A 26,141-nucleotide genomic window follows, 5' to 3' on the forward strand; every position below is an offset into this window, starting at 1 on the left:
GCAGGAAAACACACATCAACTGATTGAGCGTCCGGGGAGAGGCTGCAGGACATGGGAGAGCGTCGGGTGTGAAGATGACCACGATGCCGTGGTCCGGGCTATCCATCGTCCTGTTGGTCGGGGTGACTCCACTAGAATTGATGAAGATGTACGGACTTCGAAGCGCTTGATTTCGGGTTGCGTAGGAAAACGAAACACGGATACGAGCGGCTGCAGTTGCGCCAGTGGTCGGCTCACAACAGGAGGAATCCACATGGCTGAGCACAACGGGGGCAACCGGGGCGGCAACGAACGCGGCGCGTACCGCGGAAACAACAACTCCGGCGGCGATCCCCGCGGATTCCGATCCCGCGGCAACCGGGACAACAATGACACATCCAGGGGTTCGTCGGCAGGCGGGGAACGTAAACCTTTCGGGGACCGTGACCGCAAACCCTATGGTGACCGGGAAAACAGGTCTTTTGGTGATCGTCCGCGCCGCGACGGCGAGGGAGGCCGGCGCGGGTTCGGCGGCGGAGAACGCAGGTCCTTTGGTGACCGCGACCGTAAGCCGTTCGGTGACCGCGAAAACAAGCCCTACGGCGACCGTCCCCGCCGTGACGGTGAGGGCGACCGGCGTGCGTTCGGTGATCGTCCGCGCCGTGACGGCGAGGGTGACCGGCGCGGATTTGGCGGGGGAGAGCGCCGGTCCTTTGGGGATCGTGACCGTAAGCCGTTCGGGGATCGTGACCGTAAGCCGTTTGGTGACCGTGAAAACAAGCCCTACGGTGACCGTCCGCGCCGTGACGGCGAGGGTGACCGGCGCGGATTCGGCGGGGGAGAGCGCCGGTCCTTTGGGGATCGTGACCGTAAGCCGCTCGGGGATCGTGACCGTAAGCCGTTCGGTGACCGTGAAAACAAGCCCTACGGTGACCGTCCGCGCCGTGACGGCGAGGGTGACCGCCGGGGCTTCGGCGGGGGCGAAAACCGCAAGCCCTTTGGTGACCGGAGCGAGCGGAGTGAACGGGCCGGCCGCGGTGACCGTCAGGACCGTGCACCCCGGAGTTTTGACCGTGGCCCGGGGCGCGGTGACGCAGCCCGCAGCGATTCAGGGCCCCGCACTTTCGGGCGGGACCGCCAGGAAGACCGTCCCGCCCGCGTGCCGAATGTACGCGACCTCCGAAGCGCGAACCGCCCGGATCGGGAGCGGTCGCCGGAGATCGACGAGGACGTTACGGGCAAGGAACTGGACCGCGCAACGCAGCACCAGATCAAGACCCTCGAATCGAAGAGCGCAGAGTGGGTTGCCCGCCATCTGGTTATGGCAGGCCGGCTGATCGATGAGGAACCGGAGCTGGCCTTCCAGCATGCCCTGGCTGCGAGCCGGCGCGGCGGGAGGCTTGCCGCAGTCCGCGAAGCTGTAGGCCTCACGGCCTACGCGGCCGGCCACTATGGCGAGGCACTGCGCGAATTCCGGACCTATCGCCGCATCAGCGGTTCCAACGTCCACCTTCCGGTCATGGCTGACTGCGAGCGTGGACTTGGCCGGCCAGACCGTGCTCTTGACGTTGCACGCTCTGAGGAAGCCCAGGACCTGGACGCCCCCGGCAAGGCCGAGCTCGCCATCGTCGCGGCAGGCGCCAGGAGTGACCTCGGGCAGCTGGATGCCGCTGTAGCCGAACTGGAAATCCCGCAGCTGGACATCAACCGGGCGTTCTCCTACAGCCCCCGCCTCTTCCGTGCCTACGCTGATGCCCTCGCGGCCGTGGGCCGCGAAGCCGAAGCCGAGAAATGGCGGAAGCAGGCAGTGGTGGCCGAAAACGCACTGGGCCAGGGCGTCGACGAAGAGCCCGACATCATCGACCTCGGCTGGGACGAAGAGGAAGAGGCCAGGGAGGAAGCCGAGCGCCGCCGCCTGCTTGACAGGGCGTCGACGGCATCCGGAACCCCGCACGCCGCCCCGGTTGCAGCCGCAGGCACCAACGCGGGCGAAAAAGCTGCAACTGATGGGACCGCGGAAGCCCAGGACGCAAGCATTGACGACCAGGAGGGGGATTACTTCGTCTCCGACGACGCAGAGTCGGACGAAGACTCGGTGGAGCCGGATGAGCTGGAGTCCGACGCGAGCAGCACCGACGATGGCGGAACCGGCCAGGAGCCGGAAGAGGGTGTGGAATACGCCAACGGAGACCAGCAGGACCGGCGGGAAGACTGACGCATGGCTGACGTTCCCCTGATTTCGCTGTTCGATGCCCTCTTGGCGGACCTGGACGGTGTGGTTTACGCCGGGCCGCACGCCATTCCCAGTGCGGTTGACTCCCTGAAACAGCTCGAAGGCCTTGGCATCGGGCTGGGTTACGTGACCAACAACGCGTCCCGGTCCCCGGCCCAGGTGGCTGCCCATCTAAGGGAACTCGGCGCGCCGGCCGAGAACAACCAGGTGGTCAGCTCCTCGCAGGCAGCCGCCGAGCTCCTTGCCGGTGAATTGGCCCCGGGCTCCAGGGTCCTCATCACAGGCAGTCCGGCACTGGCCGCGGAGATCGAACTCGTGGGCCTGGTGCCTGTCTACAGCCAAGGCGAGGACCCGGTAGCGGTGGTCCAGGGATTCAACCCGGAGATTGGGTGGAAGGACCTGGCCGAAGCCACGTACGTGCTGAATGCAGGGGCTCTCTGGGTTGCCACTAACACCGACATGTCCATACCGCAGGCACGCGGTATCGCCCCGGGAAACGGCACACTGGTGGCTGCCGTCGCTGCTGCGACAGGACAGACCCCGCGGGTGGCAGGAAAACCGGAAGCACCGCTTTTCCACTCCGCAGCCAAGCGCCTGGGCGCAGAGCGGCCGCTGGTGGTCGGAGACCGGCTGGACACCGACATCCTGGGCGGGAACAACGCAGGCTTCGCCACAGTGGCAGTCCTGACCGGCGTCGACACCCGCCAGACCATTCTGGCTGCCCGCGCCGCCGAGCGCCCGGACTACATCATCAGTTCACTGGCGGAGCTGCACACCGCATACCCGAAGGTCACTTACGACGACGGCACCTACACGTGCGGCGACGCCACGGCACGCGTAGCCAACGGCGCAGTGGGCATCATTGGCAGCCAGGACAACCTCAACTCCTGGCGGGCAGCATGTGCGGCGTGGTGGGCGGCCACCCCCGGCGCCGCCGCGTCCCAAGCTCCCAAACTCGTTTGGCTTGATCACTAGACTGGTGGAATGACTGAGCTGACCGAACCTGGCAATGCAGCAGCCCAGCCCTCCCCGGAATGGCCTGACACCGGCGATGTAAATGTCAGCGACCCGGTCGTGGCACAGGCACTGGCCCGGCTTGGGTCCCTGCCGCGGGTCCCCGTGGCGGAGCACGAAAGTGCCTATAACGACGTTCACGACGAGCTGCTGGCAGCCCTCAACAGCGATCCGGCAGACAGCCATCCTACGGACACCGACGCGGCCGCCGGCAACCCAGCGAACGGCGGCGCCTGATGCCCGTGCGCCTCGACCAGGCCCTGGTAGCGCGCGGCCTCGCCCGGTCGCGCACGCATGCAGCCGCCCTTATTGCGGAGGGAAAGGTCACATCCGCCGGGCAGGTCCTGGCCAAGGCATCATTCCAGGTGGACGAGGACAGGGATCTCGCCGTCCGGCATGACGAACAGGACACCTACGTCAGCCGGGCGGGACACAAACTGGCCGGAGCGCTGGACGCATTCCCCGGGATCTCCGCCCAAGGGAAAAGGTGCCTGGACGCCGGCGCCTCCACCGGCGGCTTCACCGACGTCCTCCTGAGGCGCGGTGCCGCGCAGGTGGTGGCGGTCGACGTCGGGCACGGCCAACTGGTGCCCAAGCTGCGGGAAGATCCGCGCGTAGAGGTCCACGAAGGACTTAACGTGCGCTACATGGCTCCCGAAGAGATAGGAGGAGCCGCAGCCCTCACTGTGGCTGACCTGTCCTTCATCTCCCTCACCCTGGTGGTCCAGCCGCTGGCACAGTGCACCGAACCCGGCGGGGACCTGGTACTGATGGTCAAGCCCCAGTTCGAGATCGGCAAGGACCGGCTGGGTCGCACCGGAGTGGTGACGTCGGAGCGGGAGCGCCGGCTGGCGGTGGAGAAAGTAGCCAAGGCAGCGCTCGACGCCGGGCTGGACCTGTGTGGATTGGCGGTCAGTCCGCTGCCGGGCCAGGACGGAAACGTTGAATACTTCCTGTGGATAAAACGCAGGATCAGCCAAGACTTGCCTAAGATCGAAGAGCGGGAGGCAGCGGCCGCTGCCTTGCTCGGACGTATCTGGCCGAACCACTAGAGAGCGGAACCTGATGAGCAGGCGTGTACTGGTCCTCGCGCATACCGGCCGTGAGGATTCACTGAAGGCCGCCTGGGAGGCGTGCGCCCTCCTGCATGCCTCGGGCATTGTTCCCGTGATGCAGGAATCGGAACTCGGGGACATGGAGCGGTTTTTCGGCCACCTGGCCCAGCCCGTCGAGGTCCTCCACGACCATGTCCAGCTTCCCGACGTTGAACTGGTCATGGTCCTTGGCGGTGACGGCACCATTCTCCGCGCGGCTGAACTGGTACGGGAAGTGGACGTGCCGCTGCTGGGTGTCAACCTGGGACACGTGGGCTTCCTGGCCGAGAGCGAGCGGGCGGACCTGGCGCAGACCGTTGAATGGATCGCCAGCCGCGAGTACACGGTGGAAGAGCGGATGACCATCGACGTCCAGGTGTGGGTGCGCGGCCAAAAGATCTGGCACACGTGGGCGCTGAACGAGGCCGCCATTGAGAAGGCCAACCGCGAGCGCATGCTCGAGGTGGTCACCGAAGTGGACGAACGTCCCCTCACGTCCTTTGGCTGCGACGGCATTGTGCTCGCCACTCCCACCGGGTCCACGGCCTATGGATTTTCCGCCGGCGGTCCGGTGGTCTGGCCCGAGGTGGAAGCACTGGTCATTGTTCCCATCAGCGCCCACGCCCTCTTCGCCAAACCCTTGGTGGTTTCGCCGCGGTCCCGGCTGGCTGTCGAGGTCCTGGGCCGGACCGCCGCGCAGGGCGTGCTGTGGTGTGACGGCAGGCGTTCGGTGGATCTGCCGCCCGGCGCCCGGGTGGAAGTGACGAAATCCGTTACTCCGGTAAGGCTCGCCCGTACCCATCAGACCCCGTTCTCCGCGCGGCTGGTACGGAAGTTCGAGCTGCCCATCCACGGCTGGCGGGGCCCGGTTCCCAAGGCGGAGTCCGTGCACACCGGCCCGATCCCTGTTGTCAGGACGCCGCGGCCCATGCCACCGCTCCAGGTGCCGCACGCTGGCCTGCCCGATGTAGATTCCGATCCCTCAACCGCAAAGTGAAGTCATGCTTGAAGAACTGAGAATCCGCGATCTGGGCGTCATCACCGACGCAACGCTGCCGCTGGGACCGGGCCTGAGCGTGGTGACCGGCGAGACCGGCGCGGGCAAGACCATGGTGGTGACCGCCGTCGGACTCCTGCTGGGCGCCCGCTCGGACGCGGGCGCTGTTCGCAGCGGCGCAAAAAGCGCCACAGCCGAGGCAGTGCTCAAGCTCGACGCCGGCCATCCCGCCGTTGCGCGGGCAGTGGACGCAGGGGCCGAGGCGGAAGAGTTCGACGGCGGCGCGGAACTGATTCTTGCCCGCCGCCTGGGCGCGGACGGGCGCAGCCGTGCTTTCCTGGGCGGCAGGGCCGCCCCCGTGGGTGTCCTTGCCGAAATCGGCGAGACGCTGGTGGTGGTGCACGGCCAGTCGGACCAGATCCGGCTCAAGGGGGCAGCCGCACAGCGCGGTGCCCTGGACAAGTTTGCCGGCGAAACGTTGGCTAACCCGCTGGCGGCCTACCAGGACCTGTACAGCCACTGGAAGTCCAGCCAGGCCGAGCTCAACACCCTCCGCAGCGCCGCCCGGGACCGGCTCCGGGAGGCGGAATCACTGGAGCAGGCCCTGGCGGAGATCGATGAGGTGGATCCACAGCCGGGGGAGGACGAGCTGCTCAAGGCCGAGGCTGTAAAGCTTGCCAACGTCGAAGAGCTGCGGATTGCCGCCAGCGCTGCCCACCAGGCCCTCATCGCCGAGGACTTCGGGGAAGCGGGCGACGCCACCACGCTGGTGGACGCCGCCAAGCGGACGCTGGAACACGTGGCAGAGCACGACGCCGAACTCGGTTCCGCTGCCGCCCGGCTGGCCGAGGTTGGCTTCCTGCTGAACGACATCGCCACCGAGCTGGCGAGCTACCAGGCCGGACTAGATTCCGAAGGCCCCGAGCGGCTTGCGGAAATTGAGGACCGGCGGGCCAGCCTGGCCAAGCTGGTCCGCAAGTACGCCCCGACCATCGACGAAGTCCTGGTCTGGGCGGAAAACGCCCGTGTGCGCTTCGACGAGCTGCAGGACGACTCAACCCGGATCGAAACACTGGACGCCGAGGTAGTCAAGGCAGAGGTCGAGCTGCAGAAGCAGGCCGCGGCCATCAGCAAAATCCGGGCCAAAGCCGCGAAGGACCTCTCGGCAAGGGTCAGCGCCGAACTCAAGGCGCTGGCCATGGCGGACGCCACCCTCGTGATCAACATCGACTCCGCCGGCCAACTGGCACCCCACGGCGCCGATGACATCAGCTTCCTGCTCCAACCGCACTCCGGAGCGCCCGCCCGGCCGCTCGGCAAGGGCGCGTCCGGTGGCGAACTTTCCCGCGTCATGCTGGCCATCGAAGTGGTGCTTGCTGCAGTGGACCCCGTCCCCACATTTGTTTTCGATGAGGTGGACGCCGGAGTGGGCGGCCGCGCCGCCGTCGAAATCGGCCGCCGGCTCGCCATGCTGGCACGCCACGTCCAGGTGCTGGTGGTCACGCACCTGCCGCAGGTGGCGGCCTTTGCAGACCAGCACATCACTGTCACCAAGACATCGGTCCGGGGGGCCGACGGCGGCACCGCCACCGGGTTCACTTCCAGTGATGTGCGCCTCCTGGACGGGCCGGAACGGGTCCGCGAACTGGCCCGCATGCTGGCCGGCCAGGAGGACTCGGAGTCCGCGCAGGCCCACGCCCGGGAACTGTTGGACGACGCTAAACTCCTGCCGCAGGGCGCCTGAGGGACCGGCTGCCACGGGTCCGGGCGGGGGAGACCGCTTGCCCGGCGGGCCGGCCTAGCTGCACACTGGAACGTTTGGGGGAGAAGTTCCCGATCCGTGAAAGGTCCATTTGATGATAAGCTCGAATTCCGTGGTGCAGCGATCAAATTCCCGTGTAAATTCCCGGTTCCCGGGTTCATCCAAGACGACCAAACACATCTTCGTGACCGGTGGTGTGGCGTCCTCGCTCGGTAAGGGACTGACGGCATCAAGCCTCGGTCATCTGCTGCGTGCGCGTGGCCTGTCTGTAACTATGCAGAAGCTCGATCCCTACCTGAACGTGGATCCGGGCACCATGAACCCCTTCCAGCACGGTGAGGTCTTCGTCACCGACGACGGCGCCGAAACGGACCTGGACATCGGGCACTACGAGCGCTTCCTCGACGAGAACCTCGAAGGCTCGGCCAACGTGACCACGGGTCAGGTGTACTCCACCGTCATCGCCAAGGAACGCCGCGGCGAATACCTTGGCGACACCGTCCAGGTGATCCCGCACATTACGGATGAGATCAAGCGCCGCATGCGCCTGCCCGCCGAAGGCAAGAACGCCCCGGACGTCATCATCACGGAAATCGGCGGCACCGTGGGTGACATCGAGTCCCAGCCGTTCCTGGAGTCGGCCCGCCAGGTCCGCCAGGACATCGGCCGGACCAACGTCTTCTTCCTCCACGTTTCGCTGGTCCCGTACATCGGACCGTCCCAGGAGCTGAAGACCAAGCCCACCCAGCATTCCGTCGCTGCGCTGCGCTCCATTGGTATCCAGCCCGAGGCGATCGTGATCCGCTCCGACCGTGAGGTGCCTGACGCCATGCGGGAGAAGATCGGGCGCATGTGCGACGTCGACATCGACGCCGTGGTCAACGCCGCTGACGCTCCCAGCATCTATGACATTCCCAAGACCCTCCACACCCAGGGCCTGGACTCCTACATCGTGCGCGCACTGGACCTTCCCTTCAAGGATGTGGACTGGACCAGCTGGGACAGGTTGCTCGAGGCAGTCCACAACCCCAAGCACCATGTGGAAATCGCTTTGGTGGGCAAGTACATCGACCTGCCGGACGCCTACCTGTCCGTGACCGAGGCCCTGCGCGCCGGCGGCTTCGCCAACGACACCAAGGTCAAGATCCGCTGGGTCCCGTCGGACGAATGCGAAACCCGCGACGGTGCCGTCCAGGCGCTCGACGGCGTCAATGCGATCTGCGTGCCGGGGGGCTTTGGCATTCGCGGGCTTGAGGGCAAGCTGGGCGCGCTGAAATTCGCCCGCGAGACCAAGCTGCCCGTCCTGGGCCTGTGCCTTGGCCTGCAGTGCATGGTCATCGAGTATGCACGCAACGTGGTGGGCCTGGAAGGCGCCTCCTCCAGCGAGTTCGAGCCCGATTCCAAGTACCCGGTCATTGCCACCATGGAAGAGCAGTTGGAATTCGTCGAGGGCCGCGGCGACCTGGGCGGCACCATGCGCCTGGGCCTCTACGAAGCCAAGCTTGACGCCGGTTCCGTCATCGCTGGAACCTACGGCAAGACCACCGTGAGCGAACGGCACCGCCACCGCTACGAGGTCAACAACAAGTACCGCGAGCAGATTGCCGCCGAAGGCCTCGTCTTCTCCGGTACGTCCCCGGACGGCAAGCTCGTGGAGTTCGTCGAGCTGCCTGCCGACGTCCACCCGTACTACGTGGCCACCCAGGCACACCCCGAACTGAGCTCGCGGCCCACCCGTCCGCACCCGCTGTTTTCCGGCCTGGTCAAGGCAGCCCTCAACCACCAGACGGGCTCCGACACGGCTGCCCCCGCTGCTGCGCAGGCGGAGGAGTCGGGTACGGTAGCGGCTAAGTAGTTCCTGCACAACAGAAAAAGGACGGCGCGATGCCCGGTACCCACGAAGCCACCCATGTAGTCCAGGTTTCGGATGCACCGAGCCCACGCCGTCTTTTGTCTACCGAGAAGGTGTACGAAGGCCGGATCTGGGATGTGGTCAGCGACAGCTTTCAACTGCAGGAGACAGGCGAAGCCCTCACCAGGGATTACATCGAGCACCCCGGTGCCGTGGCGGTCCTCCCCATGAACAACGACGGCGAGATCCTCCTGCTCAGGCAGTACCGGCACCCCGTGGGCATGGACCTTTGGGAAATCCCGGCCGGACTGCTGGACATCGAGGGCGAGGACTTCGTAGTGGGCGCGGCGCGTGAACTCGCCGAAGAGGCGGACCTGGCAGCCGGCACCTGGAACGTCCTGGCCGACTTCTTCAATTCGCCGGGGTCCTCCAGCGAGGCCATCCGGATTTACCTTGCCCGGGACCTGGTGGAAGTACCGCACCACGAACGCCACGAGCGGACGGATGAGGAAGCCGAGATCGAGTTCCACTGGATCAGCCTGGATGACGCCGTGGAGTCCGTGCTGGCGGGCCGCCTCCATAACCCGTCTGCCGTCGTCGGAATCCTTGCCGCCGCTGCCGCGCGCAGCACAGGGTACGCCGGGCTCCGCCCAGCGGACGCACCCTGGCCGGCGCACCCCAGCCAGCGCTGATGGGTCCGGCTCCGTCCGCTGAAGCTGCAGCCCCGGTTGAAGCACTTCCTGAGGCCGGGGCCGCCGGTGCCGCCCCTTCAGCGGCCCCGTCTGCCATCGACCGCGGCATCACGGACTACCTCCAGCACATGGGCGTGGAGCGGGGCCTGGCAGCAAATACCCTGGCCGCCTACCGGCGGGACCTTGCCCGCTACTCCCGGTACCTTGCAGCGGCTGGCTGCAGGCGTCCTGGGGAGATTACACGCCATCACGTCACGGGTTACGTCCGGGCGCTTTCGGACGGGTCCGACGGCGGCTCGGCCCTGGGCGTCAGGTCCGCGGCCAGGACGGTGGTCGCGGTGCGCGGACTCCACAAGTTCTGGGCGCTGGAAGGATACACACCTGCCGATCCCGCAAGCGAGGTCCATCCGCCCATGCCGGGCAAGCGCCTGCCCAAGGCCATCAGCGTGGATGAAGTGACCAGCATCCTTGAAGCAGCCGGAACGGACACGGCCACGGGTTTGCGGGACCGGGCCCTGCTGGAATTCCTGTACTCCACGGGAGCCCGGATCAGCGAGGCCGTCGGCCTGGACGTGGATGACATTTCCCTCGACGCCGCCGAGTCCGGACCCGCCATCGTGCGTCTCTTCGGCAAGGGGTCCAAGGAACGGCTGGTACCTTTGGGCTCCTATGGTGCCAGGGCCCTTGACGCCTACCTGGTGCGGGGGCGGCCGCTGCTGGCCGCCAAGGGAAAAGGCACCCCCGCGTTGTTCCTCAACGCCCGCGGCGGCCGGATCAGCCGCCAGAGTGCCTGGACCATCCTGAAGGCAGCGGCAGACAAGGCAAACATCACCAAGGACGTGTCCCCGCACACCCTAAGGCATTCGTTCGCCACGCACCTGCTCGAAGGCGGAGCCGATGTAAGGGTGGTCCAGGAACTGCTGGGGCATGCCTCGGTGACCACCACCCAGGTCTACACGCTGGTCACGGCCGACACGCTCCGTGAGATCTACGCGGCGGCCCATCCCCGGGCGCTGGGCTGAGCATGGCTGCCGCTGCAGTGGCGCTGTGCTTCCTGCTCCGCGAGGTGGACGGGGTCTCCCAGGTCCTGCTCGGGCTAAAGAAAACCGGCTTCGGGCGCGGCAAGATCGTGGGCATCGGCGGCCACGTGGAACCGGGGGAAAGCGATGCGGAAGCCGCCGTCCGCGAGGTGCGGGAGGAAGCCGGTGTCGGTATCCGGCACGAGGACCTCAGGGACGCAGGCGTGGTGCGCTTTGTCTTTCCTGCCAGGCCGGAGTGGAACATGGACACCCGGCTGTTCACCACCGTGAAGTGGGAGGGCGAACCCATCGAAAGCGCCGAGATCGCTCCCGCCTGGTTCGACACCGCAACCTTGCCCGTGGACCGGATGTGGCAGGACGCCGACCACTGGCTGCCGGTGATCCTGGAAGGCGGCAGGGTGAACATCGTAGTCACCATGGATGACGACAACGAAGCGGTTGCCTCCTCCGAAAGCCTCCTCTCCTAACACGCGAAAAGCGACGGCGGCCGGGCCCACCGGGGTGGTCAGGGCGCCGTCGTACTTCCTTGGTTAGCGGCACCTAGGGGAGATGGCGCTCTTCCGGGCCCACGTATTCACTCAGCGGCCGGATCAGTGAGTTCGAGTCCAGCTGCTCCATGATGTGCGCCGTCCAGCCCGTGATGCGGCTGGCCACGAACAGGGGCGTGAACGTCTCGGTGTCGAACCCCATCAGGTGGTAGGTGGGCCCGGCGGGATAGTCGAGGTTGGGCTTGATGGCCTTGGCCTCATCCATGGCGGCCTCGAGGCCCTGGTACAGGCCCAGGAGTTCCGGCCGGCCGTAGTGCGCAATCATCTTGTCCAGGGCCGCCTTCATGGTGGGCACCCGCGAGTCGCCGTGCTTGTAGACGCGGTGGCCGAAGCCCATGACCTTCTTCTTCTGGGCAAGGGCATTCTCCATCCAGGTTTTCGCCCGGGCGGCTGCTTCCTCCAGCGACTCCTCCGGCCGGATCCCAATCTCGTCAAAGGTATGCATGACGGCCTCGTTGGCTCCGCCATGCAGCGGGCCCTTCAGCGCCCCGATGGCCCCGGTGACCGCCGAGTGCAGGTCCGAGAGCGTCGACGTGATAACCCGTGCGGTGAAGGTGGAGGCGTTAAAGCTGTGCTCGGCGTAAAGGATCATGGAGACGTTGAAGGCCTCCACTACTTCCGGCACCTGTTCCTCGCCAAAGGCCATCCACAGGAAGTTGGCCGAGTAGCCCAGGTCCCCACGGGGCTCCACAGCGGTTTGCCCGTGCCGGCGGCGCTGGTCGTAGGCCACCACTGCCGGCATCGCTGCGAACAGGTCGACTGCCTTTTTCATGTTGGCTTCGCGTGAGGAGTCGCCGGTCAGCGGGTGCCGGGCTCCCATCACCGAGGCCGCTGTCCGGCACACGTCCATCGGGTGCGAGCTGGCGGGCAGGGCATCGATAACCTGCTTGACCACCGGGTCCAGCGCCCGCCCGGCCCGTTCCCGTGCGGTGAATTCCGCCAGCTGTTCTGCGGTGGGCAGTTCGCCGTTCCAGAGCAGGTAGGCCACTTCCTCGAAGCTGCACCGCGCGGCGAGCTCCTGGACAGGATAGCCGCGGTACAGCAGCGAGTTGGTGTCCGGGTTAACTTTCGAGACGGACGTGTAATCCACTACGACGCCGGCGAGACCTTTTTTGATGTCCTGTTCAGCCATGCTGAAACTCCCTTGTTCCTGTCGCCTTTCGGATACCGGCCGGAGCCGGCGGTGGTCCTTCTAGTGCTTCCCGGGGACCTGGAAGTTGAATACCCCGGTGTCGAAGCGGTTGTAGGCCTCGTAGTCAACGAGCTCATACAGCCGCGCACGGGTCAGCATGCTGCCCACCTGTGCCTCCTGCGTTCCCTCAGCCTTGATCGAGTCCAGCGTACGCTCAGCAGCGCCCATGGCACTACGGAGCAGTGTGACCGGATAGATCACCATGTTCACGCCCACCGCCGCCAGCTGCTCAACCGTGAAGAGGGCGCTCTTTCCGAACTCCGTCATGTTCGCCAGGATGGGGACGTCCACGGCGTCCCGGATGGCCTGGAACTCTTCCAGCGAGGCCATCGCCTCCGGGAAAACCGCGTCCGCTCCGGCCTCCACCAGTGCCTTCGCCCGGTCCTGGGCTGCAGCCAGGCCATCCGTCGCGCGGATGTCCGTCCGCGCCATGATCAGGAAGTTGGGGTCCCGGCGCGCGTCCGCAGCAGCCCTGATCCGCTTGGTGGCGGTCTCCAGGTCCACCACGTTCTTGCCGTCCAGGTGGCCGCAGCGCTTGGGGTTGAACTGGTCTTCGATGTGCAGCCCGGCCAGGCCCGCGTTCTCGATCTCCTGGACAGTGCGGGCAACATTCATCGGCTCGCCGAAGCCGGTGTCCGCATCCACGATGGCCGGCAGGTCGGTCATGCGGGCAATCTGCGCGGCTCGGGTGGCCACCTCGGTGAGGGTGGTCAACCCGATGTCCGGCAGGCCAAGGTCATTGGCCAGCACCGCGCCGGAGATATAGACGCCGCCAAACCCCTTTTCCTCGATGAGCCGGGCCGAAAGCGGGTTGAACGCGCCGGGGAACTGCTGGATGCTGCCGGAGGCCAGGAGTTCCCGGAACCGGATGCGCTTCTGTTCGGGCGTGACCTTGGAGTACAGCATCAGAACAGTCCTTTGGGGGCAGCGCCAAGGTCGATCACGCCGGGGGCGGCGGTGATGTTCAGCTGGTCAAGTTCCCCTGCTGCGAGTTCCGGGAGGCGTTCGACGGCGGCGAGGAACCTTCCGATTTCGGCTTCCTCCACGAGGCCGGCGGCCAGGGTGTGGAACTTGTTGATGTACTGTGCCCGTCCGAAGGGCCGGGCACCCAGCGGATGGGCGTCCGCCACGGCGATTTCGTCCCTGATGACCGTGCCGTCCGCGAGGGTGATTTCCACTGACCCGCCGAAGGCCTTCTCCGAGATGTCCAGGGAGTGGTAGCGCCGTGTCCACTCGGGGTCTTCCTCGGTGGACACCTTCTGCCACAGGTCCACTGTGTCCGGCCTGCCGGCGCGTTCGGGGGAGTAGGAATCCACGTGGTGCCAGGACCCGTCCTGCAGCGCAACGGTGAAGATGTACGGGATGGAGTGGTCCAGGGTTTCCCGGCTTGCCGTGGGATCGTACTTCTGCGGGTCATTGGCGCCGGAGCCGATGACGTAGTGCGTATGGTGGCTGGTCCTGATCAGGACGGACTTCACGTTGGCGGGATCGGTGGCTTCGGGGTGCTCCCGGTTCAGTTTCCGGGCGAGGTCGATCCACGCCTGCGCCTGGTACTCAGCGGAATGCTCCTTGGTGTAGGTGTCCAGGATGGCGCGCTTCGCTTCCCCGGCCTCCGGCAGCGGTACCAGGTAGGACGCGTCCGGGCCGTCCAGCAGCCAGGCGATCACCCCGTCCTCGCCCTCATAGATCGGCACGGGGGAGGTCTGCCCGCGCATCGAGCGGTCCGCGGCCTCCACCGCCATCTTGCCTGCGAACGCGGGCGCGTGCGCTTTCCAGGTTGAGATCTCACCCTTGCGCGACTGCCGGGTCGCGGTGGTGGTGTGCAGCGCCTGGCCCACGGACTGAAAGATGGTCTCGACGTCGAGCCCCAGCAGGGTGCCGATGCCGGCGGCTGCCGAGGGGCCAAGGTGCGCTACATGGTCGATCTTGTGCTTGTGCAGGCAGATCGCCTTCACCAGGTTCACCTGGATCTCGTATCCGGTGGCGATGCCCCGCACCAGGTCGGCACCGTTTGCACCAACGTGCTGGGCGACGGCAAGGATCGGCGGGATGTTGTCGCCGGGGTGGGAGTAATCGGCGGCCAGGAAGGTGTCGTGGTAGTCCAGTTCCCGCACCGCAACCCCGTTCGCCCATGCCGCCCATTCGGGCGAGACGCGCTCGCCGATGCCAAAGACCCTGGCGCCCTGGCCGCCGGTGCTGGGGCCGTGCGCAAGGGCCTGGGCCCGGGCAGAGACTATGGGGCTGCGGTTCAGGGAGGCGATGGCCACCGAGGCGTTGTCGATCACCCGGTTGATCACCATCTCTGTGACCTCCGGGCTGACTGCGACCGGATCAGTGGCCACCTTGGCGATCTTGTACGCGAGCTGCTCCTCGCGGGGCAGGCTTTCCTCGCTCTTGTAAACGCGGACGTGGTGTTCCTTAACCATGGTGCTCCTTGTCGTGGGGCGTGTGGGTGTTCTTGACGTGGGAGAGGCTGCGGTGCAGGTGCAGGGTGGTGGCCGCTTCAGCCAGCCGGGGGTTGCGACCGGCGATGGCTTCCGCGATGGCGGCATGCTCGGCCGCGGCGGCAGTGAGGCGCCGGGCGTCGTCGGCAGCGAGCCTGCGCACGCGGACGAGGTGCACGCGCAGGCCGCGGATGGCCTGGGCGAGGTAGGAGTTGGATGCTGCGGCATCGATGGCTGCGTCGAGGCGACCCGCGAGCTCGTAGTAGGCATGCCGCCCGGTGTCCGTGCCGTCAATGAGGGCGGGCGCCTCGAGGAGCTCCTTTTGGAGCTGGAGGAAGACGGCGGAATCGCCCCGTTCCGCGGCCAGGGCTGCGGCCCTGCGCTCCAGGGTTTCGCGAAGTTCAAAGAGTTCGTCGATGTCCTCAAGTGACACAGCAGTGACGACGACGCCGCGGCCGCCCGCCGTCGTCGTCAGTCCTTCTGCCGTCAGCCGGCCCAGCGCCTCCCGCAGCGGAGTGCGTGAGACGCCAAGGCGTTGGGACTGCTCCACTTCCCCCAGCACAGTGCCCGGCAGGAGGCGCCACTCCGTGATGTCGTCGCGCAAAGCGGCGTAGGCCCTGTCGCTGGCGCGCATCGTTACCTCCTCTGGATGAATGCTCCCACTGTATACATTGAGCTCCGAATTGGCCAGCATGTGGAAGAAACGTGCCGCCTCCTCCAACTTTTGTATACAAAACTCTTGTTCCAGCCAGGGTGCGGGCGAGCATTGCGGCATCACGTTGTCGTGGACAGGGTGCAATTTGATGGGTACCAACAGCCGCGTGGTCATCTACATGCCGAAAATTCCCGCCGCAGGAGTACACGTGCCGCCAACCGTCGAAGATGCCGGATTGATCGAGCAGCTGATGGGCGCCCTCCCCCCGACACTGGTAGGTGCGGCTGCCGAAGCCAGCACCCCGTCAAGGGGTCATCGCCCGCTCCAGCGGTACTCGTTCTCGGGCCTGCCGGGCGTTCCGTAGCGGGCGGTCCTGGAAACCGTCCCGGCATCGGCCAGGTACTCCAGGTAACGGCGGGCAGTGACGCGGGACATGCCCAGGGCGTCCATGACTTCCGTGGCGGAAACGGCAGCACGCTGTTGCCTGAGGAAGTCCTGCACCGAGCCCAATGTGGAGACCGAGAGTCCCTTGGGCAGGGGGAGTTCCGAGGGCGCCCGCAGGCTGGCGAAGGCCTGGTCCACTTCGCTTTGGGACGCCCCGGCCTTTCCGGATCCCGCGTCCGCGCCTGCGAGCTGCTGCCGGAACTGCCGGTAACTTTCCAGCTTGTCCGCAAAGGTCGCAAACGTAAACGGCTTGATCAGGTACTGGACCACGCCGATGGCCACTGCACTCCGGACAATCGCCAGCTCCCGGACTGCAGTGATGGCGATGATGTCAGCCAGGATGCCGGCAGCCCGCATCCGGCGTGCGATGTCCAGGCCGTGGAGATCCGGAAGGTTCATGTCCAGGAGGACAAGCTCCACCGGGTTGCCTGCGGCCGAAAATTCTCCCAGCAGGCGAAGGGCCGACTGGCCGTCCGGCGCGCTTCCGGCCAGCTCAAAGCCCGGCAGGCGCCCGATATAGGCGGCGTGGGCTGCCGAGGCGATCGCTTCGTCCTCCACGACGAGGACCCGGATGTTGCTCACGGAGTTTGCTCCTTCTGCGGGGACACCGCTGCGGGAAGAAACACTTCAAACTTCGCTCCGCGCCGTCCGTTAATGGTCAATGTACCCCCGAGCCGCTGCACGGCCTGCCGGACCAGCGCCAGCCCGATGCCCCGACCGCCGGGGCCGGAGGGCTTGGTGCTGAAGCCGTGACGGAAGATGTTCTCGGCCGCTCCGGCGTCGATTGGAGCCCCGGAATCATGAACGGCGATGTCCAGCCCTTCCTCGTCCGACTCGACACTCAGTTCCACGCGCCGGGGCGGAGCAGCTTCGGCGGCAGCATCGATCGCGTTGTCCAGCAGGTTGCCCAGGATCGTTACCAGGTCCTGCACCGCTACTCCCGCCACCGTACCGGTACCCTGCGTGGAAACATCAAGCTGGACGCCGCGTTCATGCGCTTCGGCCACCTTCCCCACCACCAGCGCGCCCAGGACCGGCTCGTCCACGGAGCTGACCATCTCATCGGTCAGCTGCTGGCTCAGTTGCAGGTCCCGGGTGGCAAAGTCCAGGGCTTCCTGGGTCCGGCCCAGCTCCAGGAGTGAAACCATGGTGTGGAGCCGGTTGGCATGTTCATGCGTCTGGGCGCGCAACGCCCCCGACAGGGTGCGCATGGTCTCCAGCTCATTGCCCAGGGCCTCAATCTCCGTCCGGTCGCGGAGCGTAGCCACTGTGCCGTAGACCGGCACCGCCGTCCTGCCGCGGCTGCCGGAGTACTCCGGACCTTTGGCCGGTCCCTGATTGACCACCAGGACCCGGGAACCGGTGAGGACAATTTCGTCCTTGGCCGGCCGCCCGGACTCGAACAGGTCCCGGAGCTCCTCCTCCAAGGGCAGCTCCGCCAGTGACGGCGGCCGGGTGGGATCCTTGCTGCCGGCACCTTCGAGGCCCAGCAGTTCGGCGGCCTGGTCGTTGTACATCACCACACGGCCCTTCGTATCGATAAGGATCAGCCCCTCCCGCACCGAGTGCAGCACAGACTCGTAATAGGCGAACAGCTGCGAGAGCTGCTCCGGCCCCCACCCTCGGGTGACCCCACGCAGATACCTGCCCAGGAACCAGGAGGCAAGCGAACCTCCCACCAGCAGGGCAAGTCCCACCGCCAGCAGGGCAGGCAGGCGTCCGGCGAAGGCCACGTCCACTGTGCGGACTGTCACTCCGACCGCGACCAGTGCCTTTACCCCGCCCGCTTCATCCTTGGCCGGAACAATGGTGCGGACTGACGGGCCCAGGGTGCCGGCCGTCACTTCAGTGAGCTGTCCACCTTTCAGCGCCTCGTCAACGGAACCGATGTAGGGGCGGCCGATCTCCTCATCGCGCGGATGCGTCCAGCGGGTCCTGTCCGGCGCCATGATGGTGACGAAGTCGACGTCTGCCGCCGCCATGACGTCCCGGGCGTAAGGCTGGAGGAGGGACGCCGGATCCGGGGCCACTGCTGCCTGGAGCACCAGCGGGTTGGCAGCAATGGATGCGGCGATCCCGGCCATGCGCCGACCGGCCTCCTCATAGGTACGGTCGCGGGCATCGACGTAGGTTGCGGTGCCGACAATGGCGATGAACACCACCACGATCAGCAGGTTCGCCACGAACAGCCGACGGGCGATACTCCACGGATGGATCATCAGTACCTCCCAGCACCTTCAGCAGCCGAATGTGTGCCGCGACCAATATGAACGCAACGGTGAGCTGGATCACGGGGTGCCTAATGATGGATGTCACACCGGAGGACGTGTTGAGCCCAGAGACTGTGCCGCAGCGTCTATCAGATTATCCATATAAGGAGACACATCATGGCTTCTCAACGAGGAGAGTCGCTTGACACCGTGAAAGCGCGGCGCAAGGGCATCGACAAATCGCACTACCTCTACATCGCCGTTATCGCCGCCGTCATCCTCGGTGCCGTGGTCGGCCTGATGTTCCCCGAGGTTGGCAAGTCCCTCAAGCCGCTTGGCGACGGGTTCATCAAGCTCATCAAGATGATGATCGCACCGGTTATCTTCTGCACCATCGTCCTGGGGATCGGCTCCATTGCCAAGGCGGCGACCGTGGGTAAGGTGGGCGGCCTGGCGCTTGGCTACTTCGTCCTGATGTCGACGTTTGCGCTCGGCATCGGCCTGGTGGTGGGCAACCTCATCCACCCAGGCGAGGGCCTGAAGCTTGCTCCGTACGATCCGTCCAAGAAGGCGGAAGTAGACAGCACCGTTGCCTTCCTCCTCGGCATCATTCCCGGAGATATTCCTGTCCTCCCCACCCTCTTTGCAGCCATCCTCGTCGGTTTCGCGCTGCAGAAGATGGGCCCGCAGGGCGCTCCCATCCTCAAGGCCATCGGCCACGGCCAGGTCCTCGTATTCCGGATCCTGATCATGATCATGTGGCTGGCCCCCGTGGGTGCCTTCGGTGCCATCGCCGCCGTCGTGGGAGCCACCGGCGTCCAGGCCATCGTCAGCATGTTCACCCTGATGGCCGCCTTCTACATCACCTGCGCACTGTTCATCGTGATCATCCTGGGCGGACTGCTCAAGGTGGTCACCGGCGTCAACATCTTCAAGCTGATGAAGTACCTGGGCCGCGAATACCTCCTCATCTTCTCCACGTCATCCTCCGAAGCTGCCCTGCCCCGCCTGATCGCCAAGATGGAACACCTCGGTGTCTCCAAGCCCGTTGTCGGCGTCACGGTGCCCACCGGCTACTCCTTCAACCTCGACGGCACCGCCATCTACCTGACCATGGCCTCCCTCTTCGTTGCCAACGCCATGGGCACCCCGCTGGACCTCGGCGCTCAGATCTCCCTGCTGATCTTCATGATCATTGCCTCCAAGGGTGCAGCCGGTGTCACCGGCGCCGGCCTTGCCACGCTCGCTGCCGGCCTGCAGGCCCACAAGCCGGAGCTGCTGGGCGGCGTGGGCATGATCGTGGGCATCGACAGGTTCATGTCAGAGGCACGCGCCCTGACCAACTTCACCGGCAACGCCGTAGCCACCGTCCTGATCGGCACCTGGGTCAAGGAGATCGACGGCGACCAGGTCGCCAGCGTCCTGTCCGGCGAGGAACCCTTTGACGAAGCCACCATGCTCGCCCACCACCACGGCGAGGTGGCACCGAAGGAAGAAGCTGAAAAGGCCGTCTCCGCCCCCGTGTAGCCTCGGCTGTCACAGCCCGCAGAACCGCCACCGGCCCCGCCGGGGGCGGTTCTGTTTTATTCCGGGAAGCAATAACCTTCTACCTCAGCTAGAGGGTCAAGGCTCAACATCCGCGGAAAGTCAAGTTCCCTCGACTCCCGTGTCGGTCCCTGTAACCTTGGTAGGAAGAAGGAACGGCGCTGGCAACCAGCGGCAGGAAATCACCGTCATTGAAAGTGTGGATAAATACGTGAGCAGCGAACAGGGTTCAGCAACTCTGGAGGGCACGGAATTTGACCTGGACAACGCGGTGATGGGCCCCACCGGGCGCCCGTACCGGGAGTTCCCGGAACCCGCGCCGCTGTCCTCCCACGGTCCGGCCCGCGTCATCGCCATGGTGAACCAAAAGGGCGGCGTCGGAAAGACAACCTCCACCATCAACCTCGCCGCGGCGCTGGCCGAGTACGGCCGACGCGTGCTCCTGGTCGACTTCGATCCCCAAGGCGCGCTGTCCGCAGGGCTTGGGGTCAACCCGCACGAGCTGGACCTCACCGTCTACAACGTGCTCATGGACCGGAAGGTGGACATCCGTGAGGCAATCCACCAGACCGGCGTCGAGAATGTTGACCTGCTGCCGGCCAACATCGACCTCTCCGCTGCGGAAGTCCAGCTCGTGAACGAGGTGGCGCGCGAACAGGTCCTGGACCGCGCCCTGAAGAAGGTGGAAGACGATTACGACGTCGTCCTCATCGACTGCCAGCCCTCCCTCGGACTCCTGACCGTCAACGCCCTGACCGCCGCGCACGGCGTCATCATTCCGCTGATCTGTGAGTTCTTCGCCCTCCGCGCCGTGGCGCTGCTCGTGGAAACCATTGACAAAGTCCAGGACCGGCTCAACCCGCGCCTTCAGGTGGACGGGGTGCTCGCCACCATGTACGACGCCCGCACACTCCACAGCCGCGAGGTCATCACCCGCCTCGTGGAAGCCTTCGGGGACAAGGTTTTCGAAACCGTCATCAAGCGCTCGATCAAGTTCGCAGACGCCACGGTGGCTGCGGAACCGATCACCAGCTACGCCGGAAACCATGTGGGCGCAGACGCCTACCGCCGCTTGGCCAAAGAGCTGATCTCGCGCGGCGGCGCACCCTAGCCACGCCGTGGCCGACTCCAAGCCCGGCTTCGAGGTGCGGCTGGCCAATTTCACGGGACCGTTCGACCTCCTGCTCGGGCTGATCGCCAAGCACCAGATGGATATCACCGAGGTGGCCATCGCCGCGGTGACCGATGAATTCATCAAGTACATCCGGAAGCTGCAGGAAGAGGGTGGCGAATGGGCCCTGGATGAGGCCAGCGAATTCCTGGTGATCGCTGCCACGCTGCTGGACCTCAAGGCTGCGCGGCTCCTCCCTGCCGGGGAAGTGGAGAACGAGGAGGACATCGCGTTGCTGGAGGCGCGGGACCTGCTGTTCGCCCGGCTGCTTCAATACAAGGCCTTCAGGCAGGTTGCCCGCCTCCTGGGCGAAACCCTGCACCAGGAAGCACAGCGCTTCCCCCGCCAGGTGGCCCTTGAGGAACACTTTGCCGCCATGCTTCCCGAACTCGTGTGGAAACACACGCCGGAACAGTTTGCCGCTTTGGCCGAGGCAGCACTCCGGCCCAAAGCGCCAAAGCCCACGGAAGTCGGACTCGGCCACCTGCACGGCGGCACTGTCAGCGTCAAAGAGCAGGCCGAACTTGTTGCGCTGCGGCTGCAGCGCGAATCACCGCTGACCTTCCGGGCCATCATCGCCGACGCCGAATCCACCCTGGTGGTGGTTGCCCGCTTCCTGGCGCTGCTGGAGCTGTTCCGGGACAGGGCGGTCTCCTTTGACCAGCTGTCACCGCTGGCTGACCTCGCGGTCCACTGGACCGCCGACAGCCGGCAGTGGTCGGCCGAAAACCTGAGCGAAGAATTCGAGGAGCAGTTGTGACGAAGGATGCTGCGGAGGACGGGCAGACAGGACAGCCCGCTCCGGGCGGGCCGCACCCACCCGACCGTCCCGGCGGAGCCAAGGCGGCCCTTGAGGCTGTCCTCATGGTCATCGACGAACCCGCCACAGAAGAGGAACTTGCTGCCGGCCTGGACCTCACCGTTGAAACAGTCGGCTCGCTGCTGGCCGAACTTCAGCGCGAGTATAACGGCTATACTGTTAAAGCCCCGGATATGGATCACGCCAGCCCTGCTGGTTTCGGCTCCAGCCCCCGGGGTTTTGAATTGCGGAACATCGCTGGCGGCTGGCGGATCTATTCGCGGGCCGACTACGCGGACATTGTGGGGAAATATGTCCTGGAGGGCCAGACGGCCAGGCTGACCCAGGCTGCCTTGGAAACGCTGGCTGTGATCGCATACCGTCAGCCCGTTTCCAGGGCAAGGGTAGCCGCAATTCGGGGAGTCAATGTCGACTCCGTCGTACGGACTCTCGCCCAGCGCGGGCTGATCGAGGACTCGGGAACAGACCCCGAGTCCGGCGCCCTCCTCTACCGGACCACGTCGTATTTCCTGGAACGGATGGGGATCGGCTCGGTGGCCGAGTTGCCGCAATTGTCTCCACATCTTCCGGGACTGGACGGCATTGCCGAGTTCTACGATGCGGAAGGCTTGTAGCCAGGGTTCGCCCGGCTGCACGCAAGAGTATTTATCAGGGCAGATTATTTCTGCACGGCTGGTTAAGGTTGTCCTTGGACACCTTTCCGGTCAATATGTCGAAGGACGGGTCATGACACAGGCGGGACGCCAGGGTTCACCACGTAGCAATTCCGGACGCAACAGCTCCGGACGCAAAAACATTCCGGGCGGCGGTTCCCGGGGCGGCGCGGCCAAGGGCGGCGCGTTCGGCGGCGAGCGTCCACACCGGGCGCCCAAGCCGCGGGAGGAACGCTTTATTGACCCGGACCAGGCAGGAACCCAGCCGGGGCGTCCTGCCGCTGAAAGGTCCGCGAAGGGTTCCCCGCGTAAGGCGGCCGCACGAAAGCCAGGCGCAAAGAAAGCCCCGGGAACGCCGGGAGCGCCCAAACCCAAGCCACGCACCGGGGCGCCCGGCACCGCTGCCTCGCGGGCCTTCGGGAGCGAACGGTTTGGCCAGAACCTGGGGCCGCTGCGGAAGCCGTCCCGCAAAAAGGGGCAGCGCGGCGACGTCCCCCAGTCCGAGCTCCATGATGCCGACGGCGTCCGCCTGCAGAAGGTCATGGCCTCGGCTGGTGTTGCCTCACGGCGTGTCTGCGAAGAGATGATTGCAGAGGGCCGGGTGGAAGTTGACGGCCAGGTGGTCACCGAACTCGGTGTCCGCGTGGATCCAAAGACTGCCGTCATCCACGTTGACGGACTCCGGATCCAGCTGGACGAGAACCTCGTGTACATGGTCTTCAACAAGCCCAAGGGCGTCGTTTCCACCATGGAGGACCCGGAGGGGCGCCCCTGCATCAGCGACTACCTCAAGAACACCAAGAACAAGGGCGAGCGGCTCTTCCACGTGGGCCGCCTCGACGTCGCCACCGAAGGCCTGCTGCTGCTGACCAACGACGGCGAGCTCGCCAACCGCCTCACGCACCCCTCCTATGAAGTGCCCAAGACTTACCTGGTGCAGGTCCGTGGCCCGTTCCCGCACGGCATCGGTGCCCAGCTCAAGGAAGGTGTGGAGTTGGAGGACGGTTTTGCCTCCGTCGACTCTTTCCGGCTGGTCGATTCAACCCCGGGTCACGTCCTGATCGAGGTGGTGCTGCACTCAGGCAAGAACCGCATTGTCCGCCGCCTGTTCGACGCCGTCGGATTCCCGGTACAGCGGCTTGTCCGCGTCAAGGTGGGTCCCATCGGTTTGGGGGACCAGCGCCAGGGCAGCATCCGCAACCTCGGCAAGCAGGAAGTCGGCCATCTGCTGGCATCCGTAGGACTCTGAGGCATGTCCGCCTTCAAAAGCCAGGGCCGCGGGCACCTGGATGGTCCGGTGGTGGTCATCGGCACCGGCCTGCTTGGTACCAGCATCGGCCTGGGCCTGCGTGGGCGGGGAGTGCCGGTCTACCTGTCCGACCCCTCGCCCACCAACCAGGCAGTGGCGGTTGACATCGGGGCCGGGCGGCCGCTCGCAGAGCTGGGCGGCAGGACTCCCCAGCTGGTGGTGGTCGCCGCTCCTCCGGACGTGACCGCTGACGTAGTTGCAGGAGCACTGTCCGACTACCCGGACTCCGTGGTGGTGGACATAGCGAGCGTCAAGGCGGAGATCCTCGCCCGGCTGCGTGCCGGCGGGGCCGACCTCTCCCGGTACGTGGGTACCCACCCCATGGCCGGACGGGAGAAATCAGGGCCGGTGGCGGCGCGGGGCGAGCTCTTCACGTCAATGCCGTGGGTGCTGTGCCCATCCGAGGAGACCTCGGGTGCAGCCCTCCAGGCAGCCCGGTCGCTTGCCGCGGACCTGGGGGCTGTGGTTTCGCAGTTCACGCCGGACGAACATGACGAGGCAGTGGCCCTGGTGTCCCACCTGCCGCAGGTGATGTCGTCGCTGCTGGCCAGCCGGCTGCAGGGGACTCCGCTGCATGCGCTGTCCCTCGCGGGCAACGGACTCAGGGATGTCACGCGGATCGCCGCGAGCGACCCTACGCTTTGGGTGCAGATCCTCGGCGGGAACGCTGAAAAGGTTGTCCAGATTCTCTACGGTGTCAGGGAAGACCTCAACCGGCTTATCGGGACGCTGGAACAGCCCACGGCTCCGGGTGCCAGGCTGGATTTGGCGCAGCTCATGAGTGAGGGCAACGCCGGCCAGGCGCGGATTCCCGGTAAGCACGGCGGTCCGCCGCAGGCTTATTCCTGGCTGACGGTCCTGGTGGATGACATGCCGGGGCAGATTGCCCGGCTCCTCACCGAGATTGGTGAAATCGGGGTAAACGTTGAAGACCTGCGGCTGGACCATTCGTCCGGACAGAACGTTGGCATGGTGGAATTGTCTGTATTGCCCAACAAGCACGACCACCTGATCGAAGCATTAAACGACCGCGGATGGCGGGTACTTCAGTAATGACACAGGAACTTCTCGATACCATGCCCGCGCTGCGCCTCGGCCGGCCGCTGGTGGTTGCCATCGACGGCCCGTCGGGGTCCGGCAAGTCCAGCGTCAGCAAGGAAGTTGCCCGCAGGCTCCGGCTGGCCTATCTGGACACCGGAGCGATGTACCGCGCATTGACGTGGTACTGCGTTGAAGAGGGCATTGACCTCGAGGACGCCGCCTCCGTGGAGCAGGCGTCAAGGGACCTGGTCCTGGAACTGAGCACCAGTCCGCTGGAGGAGTACGTCCGGGTGGACGGCGTCGACGTCACCGACGCCATCCGCCAGCCCGCCATTTCCTCCGCCGTCAGCGCGGTGGCCACCACGCTGGGAGCCAGGACGGAGCTCATCCGCCGGCAGCGGGAACTGATTGAAAAGCACCACCGCCGCATGGTGGTGGAAGGCAGGGACATCACCACCGTTGTCGCGCCGGGGGCCGAGGTGCGCATGCTGTTGACCGCCAGCGAGGAAGCCAGGCTGCGCCGCCGCGGCATCCAGCTCGGCGGCACGCAGGATGCGGAGCAACTCGCGGCGCAGGTAACCCACCGCGACGCCAAGGACTCGGCAGTGGTGAATTTCACGAAGGCAGCTTCCGGCGTGGTCACGCTGGACTCGTCGGACCTCGATTTTGAACAGACCGTTGCCGCAGCGCTGGTGATCGTGACGAAGGTCCTCAACCGTGACTGACCGTCAGGCGGACATTCCGTCCGGCTGGACCATGGCCTGGAGCAGGCCGGTGGGCTGGATCCTCGACCATGTGGTCTACCGGACCACCGTCACGGGCACGGAGAATGTGCCCACCGGCGGGCCGGTGATCTTCGCCGGAAACCACATCAGCTTCCTGGACGGGCCCGTCATGTTCGGTGCCGCGCCCCGGCGCATGCACATCCTGGTCAAGCAGGAGATGTTCAAGGGGTTGCTGGGCGGGGTGCTGACCGCCTCCGGCCAGCTGCGGGTGGACCGTTCCGGTGACCGTGCGGCGCTGCAGCGCTGTAAGCAAGTGCTCGACGCCGGCCGTTGCGTCGGGATTCTTCCGGAAGGGACGCGGGGGAGCGGGGAAGCGGCGGGCATCAATGGAGGTGTTGCGTGGCTGGCGCTCAATACCGGCGCGCCTGTGGTGCCCGTTGCCATCCTGGGCACCCGCCGCGGCAACGAGCATCTGGACTCGGTGCCACCTCCGGGCCGGCGCTTCCATGTCAGCTTCGGAAAGGCCCTCACCCTTGCCCGCGGTGCAGGGGAAAGCGGCCGTGCTTCAATGGACAGGGCGGCGCTGGAAATCCGCGCAGCGCTGGCGGGCCACGTCCAGGACTCCATCCAACTCAGCGGGCAGCCCTTGCCGTATGCAGAAGCCCCCAAAGATTTAACAGCAGTAGCCGGGACGCCGGCAGATGACCACTAAGGACAGTGC

General features: G+C 65.9%; 24 protein-coding genes. 18 read left to right on the forward strand and 6 right to left on the reverse strand.

Features of this window, described 5'->3' with window-relative positions:
- Window positions 1–253: 253 nt before the first annotated feature.
- From FDW84_RS16195 to FDW84_RS16240, 10 genes are all read left to right on the forward strand, one after another.
- Entirely contained in the window at window positions 254–2,194 is a 1,941-nt protein-coding gene (locus tag FDW84_RS16195) for a tetratricopeptide repeat protein (RefSeq protein ID WP_138610538.1), read from the forward strand.
- A 3-nt stretch (window positions 2,195–2,197) separates the two neighbouring features.
- Window positions 2,198–3,187 (forward strand): HAD-IIA family hydrolase, encoded by a 990-nt coding sequence (locus FDW84_RS16200; RefSeq protein WP_138610539.1) that lies wholly within the window; start codon window positions 2,198–2,200, stop codon window positions 3,185–3,187.
- A 9-nt stretch (window positions 3,188–3,196) separates the two neighbouring features.
- A complete protein-coding gene (locus FDW84_RS16205; RefSeq protein ID WP_138610540.1) occupies window positions 3,197–3,463 on the forward strand; it encodes a hypothetical protein in 267 nt (88 codons plus the stop codon).
- Window positions 3,463–4,278 carry a TlyA family RNA methyltransferase gene (locus FDW84_RS16210; RefSeq protein ID WP_138610541.1) on the forward strand — a complete coding sequence of 272 codons (816 nt, stop codon included), beginning with the start codon at window positions 3,463–3,465 and terminating at the stop codon, window positions 4,276–4,278. Before FDW84_RS16205 ends, FDW84_RS16210 begins: the two co-directional genes overlap by 1 nt.
- A gap of 13 nt (window positions 4,279–4,291) precedes the next feature.
- Window positions 4,292–5,317, forward strand: a complete 1,026-nt coding sequence (locus FDW84_RS16215) for an NAD kinase (protein ID WP_138610542.1) — start codon at window positions 4,292–4,294, stop codon at window positions 5,315–5,317.
- Between the two features lie 4 nt (window positions 5,318–5,321).
- Window positions 5,322–7,061 carry a DNA repair protein RecN gene (gene recN, locus FDW84_RS16220; protein WP_138610543.1) on the forward strand — a complete coding sequence of 580 codons (1,740 nt, stop codon included), beginning with the start codon at window positions 5,322–5,324 and terminating at the stop codon, window positions 7,059–7,061.
- 112 nt (window positions 7,062–7,173) lie between these two features.
- A complete protein-coding gene (locus FDW84_RS16225) occupies window positions 7,174–8,934 on the forward strand; it encodes a CTP synthase (protein ID WP_138610544.1) in 1,761 nt (586 codons plus the stop codon).
- Between the two features lie 29 nt (window positions 8,935–8,963).
- Complete coding sequence (locus FDW84_RS16230; protein ID WP_138610545.1) at window positions 8,964–9,623, forward strand: NUDIX domain-containing protein; 660 nt, start codon at window positions 8,964–8,966, stop codon at window positions 9,621–9,623.
- A complete protein-coding gene (gene xerD / locus FDW84_RS16235) occupies window positions 9,623–10,645 on the forward strand; it encodes a site-specific tyrosine recombinase XerD (protein WP_171046814.1) in 1,023 nt (340 codons plus the stop codon). Before FDW84_RS16230 ends, xerD begins: the two co-directional genes overlap by 1 nt.
- Window positions 10,646–10,647: 2 nt before the next feature.
- Window positions 10,648–11,130: an 8-oxo-dGTP diphosphatase gene (locus tag FDW84_RS16240; protein ID WP_138610546.1), complete on the forward strand. Its 483-nt coding sequence runs from the start codon at window positions 10,648–10,650 to the stop codon at window positions 11,128–11,130.
- Between the two features lie 73 nt (window positions 11,131–11,203).
- On the opposite strand, the gene FDW84_RS16245 is transcribed toward FDW84_RS16240, so the two are convergent.
- The 6 genes from FDW84_RS16245 to FDW84_RS16270 form a co-directional block, all read right to left on the reverse strand.
- Window positions 11,204–12,343, reverse strand: coding sequence for a bifunctional 2-methylcitrate synthase/citrate synthase (locus tag FDW84_RS16245; protein ID WP_138610547.1), 1,140 nt, complete (start codon window positions 12,341–12,343; stop codon window positions 11,204–11,206).
- Window positions 12,344–12,403: 60 nt separating this feature from the next.
- Entirely contained in the window at window positions 12,404–13,309 is a 906-nt protein-coding gene (gene prpB, locus FDW84_RS16250) for a methylisocitrate lyase (RefSeq protein WP_138610548.1), read from the reverse strand.
- Window positions 13,309–14,829 (reverse strand): MmgE/PrpD family protein, encoded by a 1,521-nt coding sequence (locus tag FDW84_RS16255; protein WP_138610549.1) that lies wholly within the window; start codon window positions 14,827–14,829, stop codon window positions 13,309–13,311. Before FDW84_RS16255 ends, prpB begins: the two co-directional genes overlap by 1 nt.
- Complete coding sequence (locus tag FDW84_RS16260; RefSeq protein WP_138610550.1) at window positions 14,822–15,481, reverse strand: GntR family transcriptional regulator; 660 nt, start codon at window positions 15,479–15,481, stop codon at window positions 14,822–14,824. Before FDW84_RS16260 ends, FDW84_RS16255 begins: the two co-directional genes overlap by 8 nt.
- Window positions 15,482–15,814: 333 nt before the next feature.
- Window positions 15,815–16,528 (reverse strand): response regulator, encoded by a 714-nt coding sequence (locus FDW84_RS16265; protein ID WP_138610551.1) that lies wholly within the window; start codon window positions 16,526–16,528, stop codon window positions 15,815–15,817.
- Window positions 16,525–18,165, reverse strand: a complete 1,641-nt coding sequence (locus FDW84_RS16270; protein ID WP_138610552.1) for a sensor histidine kinase — start codon at window positions 18,163–18,165, stop codon at window positions 16,525–16,527. The genes FDW84_RS16265 and FDW84_RS16270 overlap by 4 nt, the downstream gene beginning before the upstream one ends.
- Before the next feature lie 168 nt (window positions 18,166–18,333).
- Here FDW84_RS16270 and FDW84_RS16275 point away from each other — a divergent pair, with 168 nt between their 5' ends.
- The 8 genes from FDW84_RS16275 (at window position 18,334) to FDW84_RS16310 (ending at window position 26,132) form a co-directional block, all read left to right on the forward strand.
- The gene (locus FDW84_RS16275) at window positions 18,334–19,683 is read left to right on the forward strand and encodes a cation:dicarboxylate symporter family transporter (protein ID WP_138610553.1); all 1,350 of its coding nucleotides are present in this window, start codon (window positions 18,334–18,336) and stop codon (window positions 19,681–19,683) included.
- A 229-nt stretch (window positions 19,684–19,912) separates the two neighbouring features.
- On the forward strand, window positions 19,913–20,812 hold the full coding sequence (locus FDW84_RS16280) for a ParA family protein (RefSeq protein WP_138610554.1): 900 nt from the start codon (window positions 19,913–19,915) through the stop codon (window positions 20,810–20,812).
- A 7-nt stretch (window positions 20,813–20,819) separates the two neighbouring features.
- Window positions 20,820–21,632 carry a segregation and condensation protein A gene (locus FDW84_RS16285; protein WP_138610555.1) on the forward strand — a complete coding sequence of 271 codons (813 nt, stop codon included), beginning with the start codon at window positions 20,820–20,822 and terminating at the stop codon, window positions 21,630–21,632.
- A complete protein-coding gene (locus FDW84_RS16290; RefSeq protein ID WP_240721563.1) occupies window positions 21,629–22,306 on the forward strand; it encodes an SMC-Scp complex subunit ScpB in 678 nt (225 codons plus the stop codon). The genes FDW84_RS16285 and FDW84_RS16290 overlap by 4 nt, the downstream gene beginning before the upstream one ends.
- Before the next feature lie 112 nt (window positions 22,307–22,418).
- Complete coding sequence (locus FDW84_RS16295; RefSeq protein ID WP_138610556.1) at window positions 22,419–23,594, forward strand: pseudouridine synthase; 1,176 nt, start codon at window positions 22,419–22,421, stop codon at window positions 23,592–23,594.
- A 3-nt stretch (window positions 23,595–23,597) separates the two neighbouring features.
- Window positions 23,598–24,707: a prephenate dehydrogenase gene (locus FDW84_RS16300; RefSeq protein WP_138610557.1), complete on the forward strand. Its 1,110-nt coding sequence runs from the start codon at window positions 23,598–23,600 to the stop codon at window positions 24,705–24,707.
- The gene (gene cmk, locus FDW84_RS16305; protein ID WP_138610558.1) at window positions 24,707–25,420 is read left to right on the forward strand and encodes a (d)CMP kinase; all 714 of its coding nucleotides are present in this window, start codon (window positions 24,707–24,709) and stop codon (window positions 25,418–25,420) included. The genes FDW84_RS16300 and cmk overlap by 1 nt, the downstream gene beginning before the upstream one ends.
- 31 nt (window positions 25,421–25,451) lie before the next feature.
- Window positions 25,452–26,132, forward strand: a complete 681-nt coding sequence (locus FDW84_RS16310; RefSeq protein WP_138610614.1) for a lysophospholipid acyltransferase family protein — start codon at window positions 25,452–25,454, stop codon at window positions 26,130–26,132.
- Window positions 26,133–26,141: the final 9 nt, after the last annotated feature.

This window comes from Pseudarthrobacter sp. NamE5 (genome assembly GCF_005796225.1).
Classification (GTDB): domain Bacteria; phylum Actinomycetota; class Actinomycetes; order Actinomycetales; family Micrococcaceae; genus Arthrobacter.

Coding starts and splice junctions, on each gene's coding strand:
- FDW84_RS16195 (WP_138610538.1), top strand. CDS start 254: ATGGCTGAGCACAACGGGGGCAACCGGGGCGGCAACGAACGCGGCGCG.
- FDW84_RS16200 (WP_138610539.1), top strand. CDS start 2,198: ATGGCTGACGTTCCCCTGATTTCGCTGTTCGATGCCCTCTTGGCGGAC.
- FDW84_RS16205 (WP_138610540.1), top strand. CDS start 3,197: ATGACTGAGCTGACCGAACCTGGCAATGCAGCAGCCCAGCCCTCCCCG.
- FDW84_RS16210 (WP_138610541.1), top strand. CDS start 3,463: ATGCCCGTGCGCCTCGACCAGGCCCTGGTAGCGCGCGGCCTCGCCCGG.
- FDW84_RS16215 (WP_138610542.1), top strand. CDS start 4,292: ATGAGCAGGCGTGTACTGGTCCTCGCGCATACCGGCCGTGAGGATTCA.
- recN (WP_138610543.1), top strand. CDS start 5,322: ATGCTTGAAGAACTGAGAATCCGCGATCTGGGCGTCATCACCGACGCA.
- FDW84_RS16225 (WP_138610544.1), top strand. CDS start 7,174: ATGATAAGCTCGAATTCCGTGGTGCAGCGATCAAATTCCCGTGTAAAT.
- FDW84_RS16230 (WP_138610545.1), top strand. CDS start 8,964: ATGCCCGGTACCCACGAAGCCACCCATGTAGTCCAGGTTTCGGATGCA.
- xerD (WP_171046814.1), top strand. CDS start 9,623: ATGGGTCCGGCTCCGTCCGCTGAAGCTGCAGCCCCGGTTGAAGCACTT.
- FDW84_RS16240 (WP_138610546.1), top strand. CDS start 10,648: ATGGCTGCCGCTGCAGTGGCGCTGTGCTTCCTGCTCCGCGAGGTGGAC.
- FDW84_RS16245 (WP_138610547.1), bottom strand. CDS start 12,343: ATGGCTGAACAGGACATCAAAAAAGGTCTCGCCGGCGTCGTAGTGGAT.
- prpB (WP_138610548.1), bottom strand. CDS start 13,309: ATGCTGTACTCCAAGGTCACGCCCGAACAGAAGCGCATCCGGTTCCGG.
- FDW84_RS16255 (WP_138610549.1), bottom strand. CDS start 14,829: ATGGTTAAGGAACACCACGTCCGCGTTTACAAGAGCGAGGAAAGCCTG.
- FDW84_RS16260 (WP_138610550.1), bottom strand. CDS start 15,481: ATGCGCGCCAGCGACAGGGCCTACGCCGCTTTGCGCGACGACATCACG.
- FDW84_RS16270 (WP_138610552.1), bottom strand. CDS start 18,165: ATGATCCATCCGTGGAGTATCGCCCGTCGGCTGTTCGTGGCGAACCTG.
- FDW84_RS16275 (WP_138610553.1), top strand. CDS start 18,334: ATGGCTTCTCAACGAGGAGAGTCGCTTGACACCGTGAAAGCGCGGCGC.
- FDW84_RS16295 (WP_138610556.1), top strand. CDS start 22,419: ATGACACAGGCGGGACGCCAGGGTTCACCACGTAGCAATTCCGGACGC.
- FDW84_RS16300 (WP_138610557.1), top strand. CDS start 23,598: ATGTCCGCCTTCAAAAGCCAGGGCCGCGGGCACCTGGATGGTCCGGTG.
- cmk (WP_138610558.1), top strand. CDS start 24,707: ATGACACAGGAACTTCTCGATACCATGCCCGCGCTGCGCCTCGGCCGG.
- FDW84_RS16310 (WP_138610614.1), top strand. CDS start 25,452: ATGGCCTGGAGCAGGCCGGTGGGCTGGATCCTCGACCATGTGGTCTAC.